The sequence below is a fragment of the Streptomyces sp. NPDC030809 genome (genome assembly GCF_055572195.1).
The window spans coordinates 172,734-189,529 of sequence record NZ_JBVIDV010000005.1 but is presented as its reverse complement, the minus strand read 5'-3'; the positions used below and the strand labels follow the sequence as shown (position 1 = coordinate 189,529).

General features: G+C 72.7%; 10 protein-coding genes and 1 pseudogene. 5 read left to right on the top strand and 6 right to left on the bottom strand.

Annotated elements, in window-relative coordinates; translation table 11 throughout:
• Positions 1 to 3: 3 nt before the first annotated feature.
• The 3 genes and pseudogenes from mmsA to xylA form a co-directional block, all read right to left on the bottom strand.
• A pseudogene (gene mmsA, locus ACZ407_RS09260) lies at positions 4 to 1,479 on the bottom strand (multiple monosaccharide ABC transporter ATP-binding protein); the annotation flags it as partial.
• Positions 1,480 to 1,650: 171 nt separating this feature from the next.
• The gene (chvE, locus tag ACZ407_RS09255; protein WP_468126859.1) at positions 1,651 to 2,748 is read right to left on the bottom strand and encodes a multiple monosaccharide ABC transporter substrate-binding protein; all 1,098 of its coding nucleotides are present in this window, start codon (positions 2,746 to 2,748) and stop codon (positions 1,651 to 1,653) included.
• 466 nt (positions 2,749 to 3,214) lie between these two features.
• Positions 3,215 to 4,387, bottom strand: a complete 1,173-nt coding sequence (xylA, locus tag ACZ407_RS09250) for a xylose isomerase (protein WP_468126857.1) — start codon at positions 4,385 to 4,387, stop codon at positions 3,215 to 3,217.
• A 92-nt stretch (positions 4,388 to 4,479) separates the two neighbouring features.
• Here xylA and xylB point away from each other — a divergent pair, with 92 nt between their 5' ends.
• From xylB to ACZ407_RS09235, 3 genes are all read left to right on the top strand, one after another.
• Positions 4,480 to 5,910, top strand: coding sequence for a xylulokinase (xylB, locus tag ACZ407_RS09245; protein WP_468126855.1), 1,431 nt, complete (start codon positions 4,480 to 4,482; stop codon positions 5,908 to 5,910).
• 13 nt (positions 5,911 to 5,923) lie between these two features.
• Entirely contained in the window at positions 5,924 to 7,138 is a 1,215-nt protein-coding gene (locus ACZ407_RS09240) for an ROK family protein (protein ID WP_468126853.1), read from the top strand.
• 101 nt (positions 7,139 to 7,239) lie between these two features.
• A complete protein-coding gene (locus ACZ407_RS09235) occupies positions 7,240 to 7,947 on the top strand; it encodes a hypothetical protein (RefSeq protein WP_468126851.1) in 708 nt (235 codons plus the stop codon).
• Positions 7,948 to 8,118: 171 nt separating this feature from the next.
• Here the strand turns inward: ACZ407_RS09235 and ACZ407_RS09230 are convergent, their stop codons facing one another.
• Together ACZ407_RS09230 and ACZ407_RS09225 are read right to left on the bottom strand one after the other, a co-directional pair.
• On the bottom strand, positions 8,119 to 8,505 hold the full coding sequence (locus ACZ407_RS09230; RefSeq protein WP_468126849.1) for a hypothetical protein: 387 nt from the start codon (positions 8,503 to 8,505) through the stop codon (positions 8,119 to 8,121).
• Between the two features lie 116 nt (positions 8,506 to 8,621).
• Positions 8,622 to 10,064: a GH1 family beta-glucosidase gene (locus tag ACZ407_RS09225; protein ID WP_468126847.1), complete on the bottom strand. Its 1,443-nt coding sequence runs from the start codon at positions 10,062 to 10,064 to the stop codon at positions 8,622 to 8,624.
• 379 nt (positions 10,065 to 10,443) lie between these two features.
• Between ACZ407_RS09225 and ACZ407_RS09220 the strand changes: the two genes are divergently transcribed.
• Complete coding sequence (locus tag ACZ407_RS09220; protein WP_468126845.1) at positions 10,444 to 11,484, top strand: LacI family DNA-binding transcriptional regulator; 1,041 nt, start codon at positions 10,444 to 10,446, stop codon at positions 11,482 to 11,484.
• A 117-nt stretch (positions 11,485 to 11,601) separates the two neighbouring features.
• Here ACZ407_RS09220 and ACZ407_RS09215 read toward each other — a convergent pair whose 3' ends face one another.
• Positions 11,602 to 13,338, bottom strand: a complete 1,737-nt coding sequence (locus ACZ407_RS09215; protein WP_468126843.1) for a glycoside hydrolase family 6 protein — start codon at positions 13,336 to 13,338, stop codon at positions 11,602 to 11,604.
• A gap of 526 nt (positions 13,339 to 13,864) precedes the next feature.
• Between ACZ407_RS09215 and ACZ407_RS09210 the strand changes: the two genes are divergently transcribed.
• A complete protein-coding gene (locus ACZ407_RS09210) occupies positions 13,865 to 16,789 on the top strand; it encodes a glycoside hydrolase family 48 protein (RefSeq protein ID WP_468126841.1) in 2,925 nt (974 codons plus the stop codon).
• Positions 16,790 to 16,796: the final 7 nt, after the last annotated feature.

Genomic DNA, 16,796 nt, shown 5'->3' with positions numbered 1-16,796 from the left:
GCCTCATACCTGCTTGTCGGGGGATGCCGCGCTCATGGTCATGAGCCGCATGAGGGATTCCTGGGTGGCCTCCGCACGGGTCGCCTCACCGGTGATCCGGCCTGCGGCCATGGTGTAGATCCGGTCGCACAGGCCCAGGAGTTCGGGGAGTTCGGAGGAGATGACGAGTACGGTCTTGCCCTCGGCGGCGAGTTCGGCGATGACGGAGTAGATCTCCGCCTTGGCGCCGATGTCGATGCCCCGGGTCGGTTCGTCGAGGATCAGCACCTCCGGCTCGGCGAAGATCCATTTGCTGAGGACGACCTTCTGCTGGTTGCCGCCGCTGAGCTTGCCGGTCTCGGCGAACACCGAGGGGGCCTTGATGTTCATGGTCCGACGGAACGATTCCGCGACGCGCGCCTCCTCGTGCCGGTCGACCCGGCCACGCCGGCACACCTTGCCCAGGGCGCTGAGGGAGATGTTCCGGCTGATGTCGTCGATGAGGTTGAGGCCGAGCTGCTTGCGGTCCTCGGTCACGTACGCGATGCCGTGCCCGATCGCCTCCGGAACCGTCCGGGTGCGGATCTCCCGGCCGTGCATCCGCACCCGGCCGCCGGTCCACCGCCCGTACGAGCGGCCGAAGACGCTCATGGCCAGTTCGGTGCGGCCGGCGCCCATGAGGCCGGCGATGCCGACGATCTCGCCCCGGCGGGCGTGCAGCGAGACCCCGTCGACCACCTTGCGCCGGTGGTCGATGGGGTGCCGCACGCTCCAGTCCTCGATCTCGAAGGCGACCTCGCCGATCTCCGGGGTGCGCTCCGGGTAGCGGTGTTCGAGGTCGCGGCCGACCATGCCGCGGATGATCCGCTCCTCGGAGATGCCCTCCGGACCGATCGCGAGGGTCTCGATGGTCCGCCCGTCCCGCAGGACGGTGACGGCATCGGCCACCCGGGCGATCTCGTTGAGCTTGTGCGAGATCAGGATGCAGGAGATGCCCCGGGCCTTGAGCTCGAGGATCAGGTCGAGCAGCTTGCGGCTGTCCTCGTCGTTCAGGGCGGCCGTCGGCTCGTCCAGGATGAGCAGCCTGACCTTCTTGGCGAGCGCCTTCGCGATCTCGACCAACTGCTGTTTGCCCACGCCGAGATCGGCGACCCGGGTGTGCGGGCTCTCGGCGAGCCCGACCTGGCGCATCAGCTCGGCGGCGTGGGTCAGGGTCCGGTGCCAGCTGATGACGCCCCGGGTGGCGTGCTCGTTGCCCAGGAAGATGTTCTCCGCTATCGACAGGTAGGGCACCAGCGCGAGTTCCTGGTGGATGATGACGATGCCGCGCTGCTCGCTGGCCCGGATGTCCCGGAACCGGCAGGGCTCGCCCTCGAAGTAGATCTCGCCCTGGTAGCCGCCGTGCGGGTAGACCCCGCTGAGCACCTTCATCAGCGTGGACTTGCCGGCGCCGTTCTCACCGCAGACGGCGTGCACCTCGCCGGGGGCGACGGTCAGGTTGACCTCGGAAAGGGCTTTGACACCGGGGAACGTCTTGCTGATCGACCGCATCTCGAGAACGGGTCGGGTCATGGCTGTGCGTCCGTATCGTCGGGGCGGTGCGGTGCCGCGCGTACCGGGCGCCGTACCGCCGGTTCGGTGCCTGCGGACCCGTCGGCCGGGTCCCGTGGGCTACTTGAGCTGGTCCGCGGTGTACTGCCCGCTGTCCACCAGGACCTTCCGGTAGTTCTCCTTGTCCACGCTCACCGGCTGGAGCAGGTGCGCCGGCACGGTCTTGACCCCGTTGTCGTACTGCTTGGTGTCGTTGACCTCGGGCTTGCCTCCGGTCAGCAGCGCATCGCCCATCTGGACGGCCACCTTGGCCAGTTGGCGGGTGTCCTTGTAGACGGTCTGGGTCTGCTCGCCCGCGATGATCGACTTCACGGAGGCCAGCTCGCCGTCCTGGCCCGTGACCACGGGCAGCGGCCGGCCGGCGCCGTAACCGACGCCCTTGAGCGAGGAGATGATGCCGATCGAGATGCCGTCGTACGGGGAGAGGACGGCGTCGACGCGTGCGGTCGTATACGACTTGCTCAGCAGGTTGTCCATGCGGGACTGGGCGAGACCGCCGTCCCAGCGAAGCGTGGCGATCTGGCTGAGGGAGGTCTGGCCGCTCTTCACGACCAGCTTCCTGCTGTCGATGTACGGCTTGAGGACGCTCATCGCGCCGTTGTAGAAGAACGCGGAGTTGTTGTCGTCGGGCGAGCCGGCGAACAGCTCGATGTTGAAGGGGCCCTTGCCGTTCTTCACGCCGAGCTTGTCGACGATGTAACTGCCCTGGAGGACACCGACCTTGTAGTTGTCGAAGGTCGCGTAGTAGTCGACGTTGCCGGTGCCGCGGATCAGGCGGTCGTAGGAGATGACGGGGATGTGGGCGTCGGCGGCCTTCTGGAGGACGTTGGTGAGGGAGGAACCGTCGATGGCGGCGATCACCAGCAGCTTGGCCCCCTTGGTGATCATGTTCTCCACCTGGGCGACCTGGTTCTCCACGACGTTGTCGCCGTACTGGAGGTCGGTCGCGTACCCCTTGGCCCGGAACTCCTTGACCATGTTGTTGCCGTCGTTGATCCAGCGCTCCGACGACTTGGTCGGCATCGCGATGCCGACGAGGCCGCCCTTCGCGGTGCCGCCCTCGGCCCCGCCCCCGCCTGCTCCGTTGGCGCTCTGGCCGCAGGCTGCCAGGGACAGCGTCAGACCCAGGGCGACAAGGCTCGCTGAAAGCTTCCGCACAGTTCCTCCAGTGGTGTTCCGCGACCGGCACGATGCGACCCGGCTGGGAGGACCGGAAGCGGTCGGGCGGCACCGGCCGGAAGTCGCTGCCCCGCGCTGTGCGCAGTTCGGGTCGTGCAGTGCCGCCGGCCTGGCGTTACCTGAGTGTTAACGCTCACAAGAGCGTCGTCAAGGGTCTGGACGATCAGCGATGGATCAACGGCGGTGCCGGGGACCGGCCTTGTGGCGAGGGTGGACCGGGGCTGTGCGGTGAAGGCTGTGCGGACGGGGCGGCGGCTGCGCTCGGCCCTCGCTTCCCTGGTGCCTCGCCGCTTCAATTGTTAGCGCGCACATTCTCTGGAGCGGAAGGCCGCGCTTCGTGGCCGCAGCCGGGCGGCAGGAGTGCGGGCGCAGCCCTGACGGCGGTCGTCGCGCGGCGGAGCCGGGGCCGTGGGACGCCAGGGCCCCGGCTCCCGGGCGGTGCGCCTCAGCGGGCCCCGATGAGGTGTTCGAGGGCGAGCTGGTCCAGCTGCTCGAAGGCCATGCCGCGGCGGGCGGCGGCATCGAGGCCGAAGTCCTCGAAGGCGGACCGGTCGGCCAGGAGCCCGGCCAGGCCGTCCTCGGCGGTGGGGAGGGCGAGTTCGGGCACCCGGGCGGCGGCGAGCGCGGCCCGGACCTCCGGGTCGGACCGGAAGGCGCGGGAACGCTCCGCCAGGAGCAGGTAGTTGCGCATGCAGGCGGCCGCCGAGGCCCAGACTCCGGCGGAGTCCTCCGTGCGCGGCGGCTTGAAGTCGAAGTGCCGGGGGCCGTCGTAGCCCTCCGACTCCAGCAGGTCCACCAGCCAGAAGGCCTGGCGCAGGTCCCCCGCGCCGAAGCGCAGGTCCTGGTCGTACTTGATGCCGGTCTGGCCGTTGAGGTCGATGTGGAACAGCTTGCCGTGCCACAGGGCCTGGGCGATGCCGTGCGCGAAGTTCAATCCGGCCATCTGCTCGTGGCCGACCTCCGGGTTGAGACCCACCCGCTCCGGCCGCTCCAGCTCGTCGATGAACGCCAGGGCATGGCCGATCGTGGGCAGCAGGATGTCACCGCGCGGCTCGTTGGGCTTGGGCTCGATCGCGAAGCGCAGGTCGTAGCCCTGGTCGGCGACGTACTCGCCCAGCAGGTCGAAGGCCTCCTTCAGCCGGTCGAGAGCGGCGCGCACGTCCTTGGCCGCGCCCGACTCCGCGCCCTCGCGGCCGCCCCAGGCCACGTAGACCGAGGCGCCGAGCTCCACGGCCAGGTCGATGTTCCGGATCGTCTTGCGCAGGGCGTAGCGGCGCACGTCCCGGTCGTTGGCGGTGAAGGCGCCGTCCTTGAACACCGGATGGGTGAAGAGGTTGGTCGTGGCCATCGGCACCTTCAGCCCGGCCGCGTCGAGTGCGGTGCGGAAGCGCTTGACCGCCTGCTCTCGGGCGGCCTCGCCGGCGCCGAAGGGGATCAGGTCGTCGTCGTGGAAGGTGACACCGTAGGCGCCGAGCCCGGCGAGCTTCTCCGCGGTCTCGACCGGGTCGAGGGCGGGGCGGGTGGCGTCCCCGAAGGGGTCCCGTCCCTGCCAGCCGACGGTCCACAGGCCGAAGGTGAACCTGTGCGCGGGAACGGGGGTGAGCGGGTCGCTGGTCATGAGGCGCTCCGGAGCAGGCCGAGGGCTATTTGTAATGACGAAAAACAAATTAGTATGCCGAGAGCCCAGACGGAACCCCGCCGGAGGAACGCATGACTGCCCAGCGTGTCGTGATCGGTGTCGACAGCTCCACCCAGTCCGCCAAGGCCCTCGCCGTCGACCTCGAAACCGGCGCCGTCCTGGGCGAGGGCCGCGCCCCGCACACCGTCACCACGGGCCCCGGCCGCGAGAGCGACCCCGAGCAGTGGTGGCGGGCGCTCGGCGAGGCCCTGGCGGGCACCGGCTGGGCGGACCGCGCCGCCGCCTGCTCGATCGCCGGCCAGCAGCACGGCCTGGTCACCCTCGACAGCGCCGGGCGGCCGGTGCGCCCGGCGCTCCTGTGGAACGACGTCCGCTCCGCCCCCCAGGCCGCCGCACTCACCGCCGCCTTCGGCCCCGCAGAACTCGCGCGCCGCACCGGCAGCGTCCCGACGGCCGCCTTCACCTCCGCCAAATGGGCCTGGCTGCAGGAGCACGAGCGCGCCGCCGCCGACCGGGTCGCGGCCGTCCGGCTTCCCCACGACTTCCTGACGGAGCGGCTGACCGGCGAGGCGGTCACGGACCGCGGCGACGCATCGGGAACCGGCTGGTGGGGCCCGGACGGCTACGACCGGGACCTCCTCGGCCGCATCGGACTCGACCCCGCGCTGCTGCCCCGGGTCCTTCCGCCGGGCGCCCCGGCGGGCACCGTCCGGGCCGGGACGCCCCTGCGCGAGGGCGCGCTCGTGGCCACCGGAACCGGCGACAACATGGCCGCCGCCCTCGGGCTGGGCCTGACCCCCGGCCGTCCGGTGCTGAGCCTCGGCACCTCCGGCACCGTCTACGCCGTCGGCCGGACCCGGCCCGCCGACCCGAGCGGAACCGTCGCCGGCTTCGCCGACGCCCTCGGCGGCTGGCTGCCGCTCGCCTGCACCCTCAACTGCACCCTCGCCGTCGACCGCTTCGCCGCCCTCCTCGGCCGCGACCGCGAAGAGGTCGAAGCGGGCGGCACGGCGGTGGTGCTCCCCTACCTGGACGGCGAGCGCACCCCGGACCTCCCGGGTGCCTCCGGCCTGGTCCACGGCCTGCGCCACGACACCACACCGGGACAGCTGCTCCAGGCCGCCTACGACGGAGCCGCCCACGCCCTGCTCGCGGCCCTGGGCGACGTACTGCGCGCCGGGGGCGAGGACCCCGCCCCCGACGAGCCCCTGCTGCTGATCGGCGGCGGCGCCCGCGGCAGGGCCTGGCAGCAGACCGTACGGCGGCTGTCCGGCCGGCCGGTCCAGGTGCCCGGGACCCGGGAACCGGTCGCGCTCGGGGCCGCCGCCCAGGCCGCCGCACTGCTCACGGGCGAACCCGCCGACGCCGTCGCCCGGCGCTGGGGGACCTCCGCAGGCCGGGTGCTGGAACCCGTCACCCGTGACGAGGACGCGCTCGAACGGATCACCAGTACGCTGCGGCGGGCGCGGGCCCTTCAGGAGGTCCCGCCGGTACGACGGTAGGAGGGACGGCTCGATGGCCGGGATCGGCAGGGCGGGCGGTGGCGCGGAGGCCTCGCCCGCCTCGCAGCAGGGCATGCGCCGGCAGAACCTCGCGGTGGTGATGGGCGCCGTCGCCGCGCACGGCCCGCTCTCCCGGGCGGACGTCGCCGGCCACACCGGCCTGACCAGGCCCGCCGTCTCCTCCATGGTCGACGAGCTCATCGGCCGGGGCGCGCTGACCGAGGCGGAGTCCGCGCCCAGCGGACGCGTCGGCCGCCCCGGTCGGGCCCTGGTCCTGAACGACCGGGGTCCCGCGGGCCTGGGACTGGAGATCGGCGTCGCCCATCTCGCCGCGTGTGTCGTGGACCTGCGCGGTGCACCGCGGGTGTGGCGCCGGGTGGAACGGTCCAACGCGGGACGGCCGCCCGGGCAGGTCCTGGCGGAGGCCGCCGCCCTGGGGGCCGAGGCGGAGGCCGAGGCCGCGGCCCTCGGCCTGCGCCTCGCGGGGCGGGTCATGGCGGTGCCGGGCGTGGTGCCGAACGCCCCGCGCGGGCTGGTGGCCCACGCCCCCAACCTCGGCTGGCGGGCCGTGCGCCCCGCCGACCACTGGCCCGACCCCGCCACCGTGCCGGAGCCGGAGAACGAGGCCAACCTGGGGGCGCTCGCCGAGCAGCGGCAGCAGGGCCACCCCGCCGAGACCTTCGTCCACGTCTCCGCGGAGGCCGGAATCGGCGCCGCACTGGTCATGGGCGGGCAGCTGTTCCGCGGCGCCCGCGGCTTCGCGGGCGAACTCGGCCACCTGCCCGTCCACCCGGAGGGCGCACCCTGCCCCTGCGGGGCACGCGGCTGCCTGGAGCAGTACGCGGGCGAGGCCGCCGTACTGCGCGAAGCGGGACTGGCAGGTACGGGCGACCCGGTGGCCCTGCTGGCCCAGCGGGCCGGGTCCGGGGACGAGGCGACCCTGCGCGCCCTGGACCGCGCCGGACGGGCCCTGGGTCTCGCCCTCGCCTCCGTGGTGAACCTGATCGACCCGGACCGCCTCGTCCTGGGCGGCGCCTACGCGGAACTCGCCGAATGGCTCCTCCCGCCGGTGCGCGCCGAACTGGCCGCCCGCGTCACGGTCCGGCCCTGGCCCCGGGAGGCGGTACGGCCGTCCGCCCTCGGCCGCCGCGGCCCGGTCCTGGGCGCGGCTTGGTCGACCGTCCAGCGCATCATCGCCGACCCCACCCTGCTGCCGCCCCTGCGCTAGGAGGCGTCGTCAGGGTCCGGCGGTGCGTCACGCTTCCGCGATCCGCGATGAGAGGCCGCTCCGCCGGCCGACCCGCCCGCCGACGCCGGCCCGGCGGCAGGGTGGAGTCCGCGGCACAGCGCTCCGAATCCCTCGACCACGGCCGACACCGCGGCGTCGCGGGCCCTCTCGGGCGCTGCGCCGGACATGATGCGGAGCCCAACCTCGACCTCCCGCCGGTCGACGGCAGCATCCCCAACGTCCTGAACGCGCTGGTCCAGGGCGTGGTCGCCGCCAAGGAGGAGGCCCGCTCCCTCGGCCGCCGCGTGGCCGTCGGCTTCAACGCCGTGCCGTCGTTCGACCCCGCCGACACCTTCTGGGCCGACCTCGGAGCCCTGGCCGGCGCTGACTTCCGGGAGAGCCTGGACTACGTCGGACTGGACTTCTTCCCCGACGTGTTCCGCCCCGTCGCCGCCGACCGGCTCGCGGACGCGGTCACCGCGGTCCTCACCTCGTACCGCCGTACCTGTCTGCCGAAGGCGGGCATCCCCGACACCGTCCCGGTCCGCATCTGCGAGAACGGCTGGCCCACCGGACCCGGACGCACCGGGCAGCGCCAGGCCGCCGCCCTGGACACCGTCATCCGGACCACGGCCGCCCTCGCCGCCGAGCTGAACATCGACGGCTACGCGCTCTTCGCCCTGCGGGATGCCGACAGCCGGGCCGAAGGGATCTTCTCCCACTTCGGCCTGCTGTACGACGACTACACCCCGAAGCCGGCCTTCGATGCCTACCGGCGGCTCGTGGCAGAGCTGGGCGGCCAGGTCTGAGGGCCTTTTCCCGGCGATCGCCTCGCGGCCCGGATGCGGCGCCCGAAGACGCACCCGCCCTGCGTCCGGGTGGCGACCCGCCGGGCCCCGAGGTGCACGCCGTGCACGTGCCGCCAGGCGGCGGAGGCGGGCAACTCCGCCGCGCCGCCCCGCCCGACGCCGCCCGGTGTCCTACACCTCGGCCGTCGGCCCCTGGGCCGCGGCGTCGGCGTGCCGGACGTTCTCCGCGCCGAGGGTGCTCTCGCCGTCGGGGAAGTCCTGGCCCCAGCCGCTGGCCATGACGCGGAGCGCGGGCCAGTCGGGGCCCCAGCCGCCGGTCCGGACGGCCGCGGTGGGGGGCGCCTGCCAGCAGTTCGGGCAGGTGTCCCGAGGGCCGGCCGGTGAGGGGGCGTCCCCGGCTCCCGGCCAGCAGCCGGTGCACACGTGCCGCGGGGCCGCCGCGGCGGGGGCGTCCGCGCCCCACCCGTTGGTGAGGGCCGGCGCGGCGGCGAGGACGCCCAGCAGGGGGGCCGTCAGGGCGAGGGCCGCGGCGGCGCGGGCGAGCGAGGTCTTCGTCATGGTGCCGATGGTGCCAGTGCCGGCGCAGCGGACGACAGGGTTCAGCGGGGCGGGCCGCGCGGGACGGCCGAGGCCCGGCGCCCCCCGTGGGCCGGGCCGGTGCCGCGCGTGCGGGGCTACGCGTCGCCGGGGGCGTGCAGCCGGCCCGTCCGGGCCACGAGGGAGTACCAGTGGGCGCTCGATTTGGGTGTGCGCTTCAGGGTGTCGTAGTCGACGTGGACGGCGCCGAACCGCTTGGCGTAGCCGTACGCCCACTCGAAGTTGTCGAGCAGCGACCAGAGGAAGTAGCCGCGCACGTCCGCCCCGTCGGAGATCGCCCGGTGCACGGCGTCGAGGTGCGCGTGGATGTACGCGGCGCGCTCCGGGTCGTGGACCGTGCCGTCCGGGCCGGGCTCGTCCTCGTACGCCGCCCCGTTCTCGCTCACCACGAGCGGCAGACCGGGGTACCGGGCGGCCGTCCGGGTCAGCAGGTCGTACAGCGCGCCCGCGTCCACCGGCCAGCCCATCGCCGTACGTGCACCCGGCGCCCGGTGGAAGGCGACGCGGTCCGCGCCCGGCCACGGGGAGTGCGCGCTGTCGCCGTGCCCGTCGTCCTGCGGCCTCTCCGCGCCCGCCGCGACGTGCGAGACCACCGTCGGGGTGTAGTAGTTGACGGCCAGCAGGTCCAGCGGCTGGTGGATGGCCGCGCTGTCGCCGTCCCGGACGAAGGACCAGTCGGTCAGGTGCGCCGTGTCCACGAACAGGTCCTGGGGGTAGGCACCCTCCAGCATCGGGCCCAGCCAGATCCGGTTGCCCACGGCGTCGATCCGGCGGGCGGCCTCGCGGTCCTCCGGCGAGGAGGTCAGCGGGCGGATCTCGTGGAGGTTGAGGGAGACGGCGAGTTGGGCGTCCGCGGGCAGCGCCGCCCGCAGCGCCCGGACGGCGAGGCCGTGACCCAGATTGAGGTGGTGGGCCGCGCGCAGCGCCGCGACCGGATCGGTACGGCCCGGCGCGTGCACTCCGGAGCCGTAGCCGAGGAAGGCGCTGCACCAGGGTTCGTTGAGCGTGGTCCAGCGCCCGACCCGGTCCCCGAGCGCCTCTGCCACCAGGCCCGCGTAGTCGGCGAACCGCTCGGCGGTCGAGCGCTCCGGCCAGCCGCCCGCGTCCTCCAGGTCCTGGGGGAGGTCCCAGTGGTAGAGGGTGAGCGCGGGCGTGATGTCCGCGGCGAGCAGTTCGTCGACGAGCCGGCGGTAGAAGTCCAGGCCGCGCTGGACGGCGGGGCCCCGGCCGGTCGGCTGGACGCGTGACCAGGAGACGGAGAACCGGTAGGCACCCAGGCCGAGTTCGGACATGAGGCGGACGTCCTCGGCGAACCGGTGGTAGTGGTCCACGGCCACGTCACCGGTGTGGCCTCCGAAGACCTTGCCCGGGGTGTGCGAGAAGGTGTCCCAGATGGACGGGGTCCGGCCGTCCTCGCGGACGGCGCCCTCGATCTGGTACGCCGCGGTGGCCGCGCCCCAGAGGAAGCCGGGCGGGAAGGCGCGGACGGTGGAGAGGGGCCGGGTCTCGGACGCAGTCATGGAAGAGGCTCCCAACGCAGGTGCGGATGAAGTCGTGCCGGACTGGACGGGACCTGTGGAGCCGGTGGCGCTGGGCTGTGGGAGCGCTCCCACGACCTGCCGGAAGGTTGCTGCCTGGCTGCTGCGGGTGTCAAGGGGCCCACGTGAATCCGTCACGAGGGCACGGCCCATGCAGGGGCTGCCTTCGCCCGGCCCGGTCGGGTGGAAAGGCGGCCATGGTGCCGGCAGAGGATGCGCAGTACGCGGGGAGCGCTCCCAACTGCCACTCCGGCGTACGGTGTTCCCCAGCTGCGGGACGGGTGCGCACCGGCTCGTCCCATCAGCCCGCCGGGCCCGCGCCCGGTGCAGCGGGAGACGGCGCCGAGGGGAGTCCAAGAGCGTGAGCGGACGGCAGAGCGGCAGACCCACCCTGGACGAGGTCGCGGCCCTGGCCGGTGTCGGCCGGGGGACGGTCTCCAGGGCCATGAACGGCTCGCCGGGGGTGAGCGAGCGGGCCCGGGCGGCGGTGGCCCGGGCCGTCGCGGAACTGGGGTACGTACCCCATCAGGCGGCCAGAGCCCTGGCCGGCAACCGGACCGATGCCGTCGCCCTGGTGATCCCGGAGACCGAGGCCCGGCTGTTCGCGGAGCCGTACTTCCTCGATCTGATCCGCGGAGTGAGCACCGAACTGGCCGCGGCGGACAAGCAGTTGCTGCTCACGCTGGTCCGCACGGAAGCGGAGCGGCAGCGGTTCGAGCACTATGCGGCCGCGCAGCGGGTCGACGGGGTGCTGCTGGCCTCGGTGCACGGTGACGACCCGCTGCCCGACCGGATCGTGCGGCGGGGGCTGCCGCTCGTCCTGAACGGGCGGCGTTCCGCAGCCGAGCCGGTGGCCTTCGTGGACTCCGACAACATCGGTGCGGGACGGGCGGCCGTCGCCCACCTGGTGGCCCGCGGCCGCAGCAGGATCGCGACGATCACGGGCTCGCCGGACATGTACGTGGCCCGGGCGCGCCTGGGCGGCTACCGCGCGGGGCTGGCCGAGGCGGGGATCCCGCCCGACGAGTCCCTGGTCGCGGCCGGGGACTTCACCGAGGCGGGGGGCCGGCGGGCGATGCGCGAACTGCTGGCGCGCGCCCCCGGGCTGGACGCGGTGTTCGCCGCCTCGGACGTGATGGCGGCCGGGGCGCTGGGGGCGCTGCGCGAGGCGGGGCGGCGGGTCCCCGAGGACGTGGCGCTGGTCGGGGTGGACGATTCCGTGGTGGCCCGGCTGACGGATCCGCCGTTGACGAGCGTGCGCCAGCCCATCGAGGAGATGGGCCGCACGATGACGCGGATGCTGCTCCGGATGATCGCGGGGAGGCCCGGAGGGGGTCCCGCGGCGGGGGAGGAGCCGGGACGGATCCTCCCGACGGAGCTGATCGTCCGGGCTTCCTCCTGAGCCGTGGGCCGTGGGCCGTGGGCCGTGGGCCCCGCGCCGTGAGCCGTGGGCCCACGGCGCGGGGCCGTACGGAACCCCGACGGTTCCGCACGGCCGCGTGTCTTCACCGGCCGTGCGTCAAAGGGCCGGGTACGCGTTCTTCATGAGCTCCTGGAACTGGGCGGAGAACCACTGCCCGGCGAGCGGAGCGTTCGGGAGGGCCCCCGACATGCTGTTCCCGTTGCGCACGTTGCCCGTGTAGGTCGGGTCGCACATCCGGTCGAACCCCTTGCCCTCGTCGTTGGGGATCTCCTTGCTCGCCCCGTCCGACTCGCCCGGCGGCTTGACCCACACGTACGCGTCGATGCCGGGCTCCGGAGCCGCCTTCGGCCGCTCGCCCAGCCCGGCGCCGGACTGGTTGCACCAGTTGCCGAGGTGGATGCGCCGGTCGTACCGGCCGCCGTTGACGTACGTGTCCACGTTGGTCAGGGCGCCGGGGCCGGTGGGCCGGGCGGTGCCGCCCCAGCCGTTGCGGGAGGTGTCGATGAGCATGCCGATGCCCGGGTCGAAGCCCAGGGAGACCAGCTTGGCGCGCATGCCCTGGGCGTAGGACAGCTCGTCGGTGTAGCGGTTCCAGTCGACCCACTTCGACTGGCGCACGGGGGTGCCGTTGACGGAGTCGTCGATCTTGAAGTGATCCTCCTTCAGCGCGCTGAAGTTGGCCGTGTTGACGACGAAGCCGTGCACCTTGGAGAGGGTGGAGCCTTCGGCGGTCGCGGCCTGCTTGAACATCTCGGCGGAGGCGCCGAGGTTGTCGTCCCAGCCCAGCCAGCCGTGGTGGCCCGCGTCCACGTAGTTGTAGACGTTGGGGATCGCGCCGAGCTTGTTCAGTGCGTAGCCGACGCCCTTGATGTAGTTGCCGTTGGCCTTCATCACGTCGCAGTTGGGGGTTGCCGTCGGGCGCCCGGAGACGTTGGTGACGAGGTTCGGCAGGGAGTCGATCTCGATCGCGGTGACGATCCGCAGCCCCGCGTACTTGGGGTCGGCGAGGATCGCGGCGATGGGGTCGATGAACTGCGTCTTGTACTTGTCGATCTCGGTGGGGCCCAGCTCGCCGTTGGAGGCGAGCGCGGAGCAGTCCCGGCCGGGCAGGTCGTATACCACGAACTGGACGACGAGTTCGCCGCTGCCCTTCTGCGCCAGGGCCGCGTCGAGGTGGTCGCGCAGCCCCATCCTGCCGCTCGTGCCGTTGACGAGCGCGATGCGGTCGAGCCAGACCGCGGTGGGCTGCTGGGACACCCTGCTGCCGCCCGGTTCGGCGGCGGCGTGGGCGGACCACTCGGGGTTCACGTACATCTTGGCGCCGGCGTAGGGGTTGTCGACCTTGCCGCCGGTGGGCGGAGGCGTGGTCGGCGGTGTCGTCGGAGGTGTGGTGGGGGGCTGGGTCGGCTCGGTGGCGCCGTTGCAGGTGACGCCGTTGAGCTTGAACGCGGCGGGGACGGCGTTCGTGCCCGTGTGCGAACCGTTGAAGCCGAAGGACGTCGAACCGCCGGTGCCCAGCGACCCGTTGTAGGACATGCTCTTCGCGGTGATCGCGGACCCGGACTGGGTGATGGTGGCGTTCCAGCCCTGGGTGACCTGCTGGCCGTTCGCGTAGGACCACTCCACGGTCCAGGAGGCCACCGGGTCACCGGTGTTGGTGACGGTCACGTTGGCGCCGAACCCGGTGTCCCACTGGTTCGAGATCCGGTACTCGACCTTGCAGCCGGCGGCGGCGGTGCCGGACGGGGTGCCGAACGCCGTGGCGGTGGCGCCGGCGGCAGTGAGGAGACTGAGTGCCGCCAATAAGGCGGTTCGGGGGATCGTGCGGCTCATGGGTGGGGTGCCTTTCCATTCGGGGTGCGCAAGCTTTCGCGCAGTCCGTGGCGGAGGGAGCGGTGCGGTGTCGCAGCCGGCGCGCGCATGGGCCCGTACGTGCGCTTGCCACTGCCTCGTGCGACCGGGGGAACCGGTCCGCGATCGGATGCGAAGGCGGGACAGGGTGGAAAGGGAGGAAGCCGGAAGGGGTGACCGGCCCATGCCCGGGCAGGCACGGCCGATCAGCGCCGAGCAGCGCCGAGAGGCGCAGGGAGGTGATGGAGCGAGTGCGTGCGGCAAGGTGCGCCCTGACGGCGCGCCGACTGGTGGAAGCGCTCCCACTGGTTGCGGCCAGACCGTAGCGCCAACGGCCGCCGAAAAAAAGAGCAGTCGGGTAAATACCTTGCGCATCGCCCCCGGCTCTCCGCGCGTCTTGACGCCGTCCCGTCACATCTGCACAGTGGGAGCGCTCCCACCGGTTCAGAACTGTGCTCGATCGTTTCTGCCCGTACCCGTCTCCCCGAGCCGCGAGGAGAACATCGGCATGTCGGCACATCCCCCACCCGGACTCCACGGACGACGCAGGCTGCTGACCGCGTCTGCGGCGGCCTTCTCCCTCTGCCTGCCGCTGGGCCTCACGGCCGTCGGCACGAGCAGCGCCGCGGCCGCGGCGGTGCAGTGCAGCGTCGACTACAAGACCAACGACTGGGGCTCGGGCTTCACCGCCGAGCTCACCCTCACCAACCGGTCCGCCACCGCGCTCGACGGCTGGACCCTCACCTACGACCACTCCGGCAACCAGCAGCTGACCAACGGCTGGAACGGCACCTGGACCCAGTCCGGCAAGAGCGTCCGCGTCGTCGCCCCGGACTGGAACAGGACCGTCGCAGCCGGTGCGGCCGTCACCACCGGCGCCCAGTTCTCCTACAGCGGGACCAATGCCGCACCCGCCTCCTTCGCCGTCAACGGCACCCCGTGCACCGGAGCCCACCAGCCCCCGGTCGCCGTCCTGACCAGCCCCACCGCGGGGGCCGTCTACACGGCGGGAACTCCCGTCCCGCTCGCCGCCACCGCTGCCGCGGCCGACGGAGCCACCATCGGCAAGGTCGAGTTCTACAGCGGCACCACCCTCCTCGGCACGGACGCCTCCGCGCCCTTCGCCTTCTCGGCCACCGGGCTCCCCGCCGGCGCCCACTCGCTCTATGCCAAGGCGTACGACAGCCTCGGGGCCTCCGCCGAGTCGGCCCCCGTCGGCATCACCGTCGCCGCCGGGCCCGCGCTCGTCGCCACCCCCGCGCAGCTCTCCGTGCGCCGCGGGGAGACGGGCACCTTCGAGCTGAAGCTGTCCAAGCAGCCGACCGCCGACGTCACGGTGGGCATCGCCCGCACGTCCGGCAACACCGACCTGTCCGCGTCGCCCGCATCCCTCACCTTCACCCCGGCGAACTGGAGCACCGCCCAGAAGGTGACGGTCGCCGCCGGGACCACCGGCAGCGGCCCGGCCGTCTTCACCGCCACCGCCCCCGGCCACACCAAGGCCGAGGTGACGGTCGCGCAGCTGGCCGCCGACTCCGCGTACCAGGCCCGCTTCCTCGAACTCCACGGGAAGATCACCAACCCCGCGAACGGCTACTTCTCGCCCGAGGGCATCCCGTACCACTCCGTCGAGACGCTGATCGTCGAGGCCCCCGACCACGGGCACGAGACGACCTCGGAGGCGTACAGCTACCTGATCTGGCTGCAGGCGATGTACGGGAAGATCACCGGGGACTGGAGCAAGTTCAACGGCGCGTGGGACACCATGGAGAAATTCATGATCCCCACCCACGCCGACCAGCCCACCACCGGCTCGTACAACGCCTCCAAGCCCGCCACCTACGCCCCCGAGCACGACCTCCCGTCCCAGTACCCGGCACGGCTCGACGGGGGAGTCGCCGCCGGTGCGGACCCGATCGCGGGCGAGCTGAAGAGCGCGTACGGCACGGACGACCTTTACGGCATGCACTGGCTGCAGGACGTGGACAACGTCTACGGATACGGCAACGAGCCCGGAAAGTGCTCGGCCGGACCGGCCGCGACCGGACCCTCGTACATCAACACCTTCCAGCGCGGCCCCCAGGAGTCGGTCTGGGAGACCGTCCCGCACCCCACCTGCGACAACTTCACCTACGGCGGCAGGAACGGCTACCTTGACCTCTTCACCGGGGACTCCTCCTACGCCAAGCAGTGGAGGTTCACCAACGCCCCGGACGCCGACGCGCGTGCCGTCCAGGCCGCCTACTGGGCCGACATCTGGGCCAAGGAGCAGGGCAAGGGCACCCAGGTCGCCGCGACCGTCTCCAAGGCGGCCAGGATGGGCGACTACCTGCGGTACTCCATGTTCGACAAGTACTTCAAGAGGGCCGGGAACTGCGTCGGCCCGACCGCCTGCCCCGCCGGCACCGGCAAGGACAGCGCGCACTACCTGATGTCCTGGTACTACGCCTGGGGCGGCGCCGCCGACACCTCGGCGGGCTGGTCCTGGCGGATCGGCTCCAGCCACGCGCACAGCGGCTACCAGAACCCGCTCGCCGCCTACGCACTGAGCACGTACGCCCCCCTGAAACCCAAGTCGGCGACCGGCGCCGCGGACTGGGCGACCAGCCTGGGCCGGCAGCTGGAGTTCTACCGCTGGCTCCAGTCCGACGAGGGCGCCATCGCCGGCGGCGCCACCAACAGCTGGCAGGGGCGGTACGCACAGCCCCCGGCCGGGACCCCCACCTTCCACGGCCTCTTCTACGACGAGAAGCCCGTCTACCACGACCCCGCCTCGAACCAGTGGTTCGGGTTCCAGGCCTGGTCCATGGAGCGGGTCGCCGAACTCTACCGGCAGACCGGCGACTCCGCGGCCAAGGCGGTGCTCGACAAGTGGGTCGCCTGGGCCCTGTCGAAGACGACGGTCAACCCCGACGGCACCTACCGGATCCCCGCCACCCTCCAGTGGTCGGGCGCGCCCGACACCTGGAACGCCTCCGCGCCGGGCGCGAACGCGGGACTGCACGTCACCGTCGCCGACTACACCGACGACGTGGGCGTGGCCGCCGCCTACGCCAAGACGCTGACCTACTACGCCGCCAAGTCGGGGCACGCCGAGGCCAAGCGGGTCGCCAAAGCCCTGCTCGACGGCATGTGGGCGCACCACCGGGACCCGCTGGGCCTCTCCGTCGAGGAGACCCGGACCGACTACAAGCGCTTCGCCGACCCGGTGTACGTGCCCGGCACGTGGACCGGCAGGATGCCCAACGGCGACGCGGTGAACTCCGCGTCCACCTTCGCCTCGATCCGCACCTTCTACCGGAACGACCCGGCCTGGCCGAAGGTCGAGGCCTACCTCGCGGGCGGCGCCGCGCCCGTCTTCACCTACCACCGGTTCTGGGCCCAGGCGGACATCGCCCTGGCCATGGGCGCGTACGCCGAGCTGCTCGAATAGCGGCCCG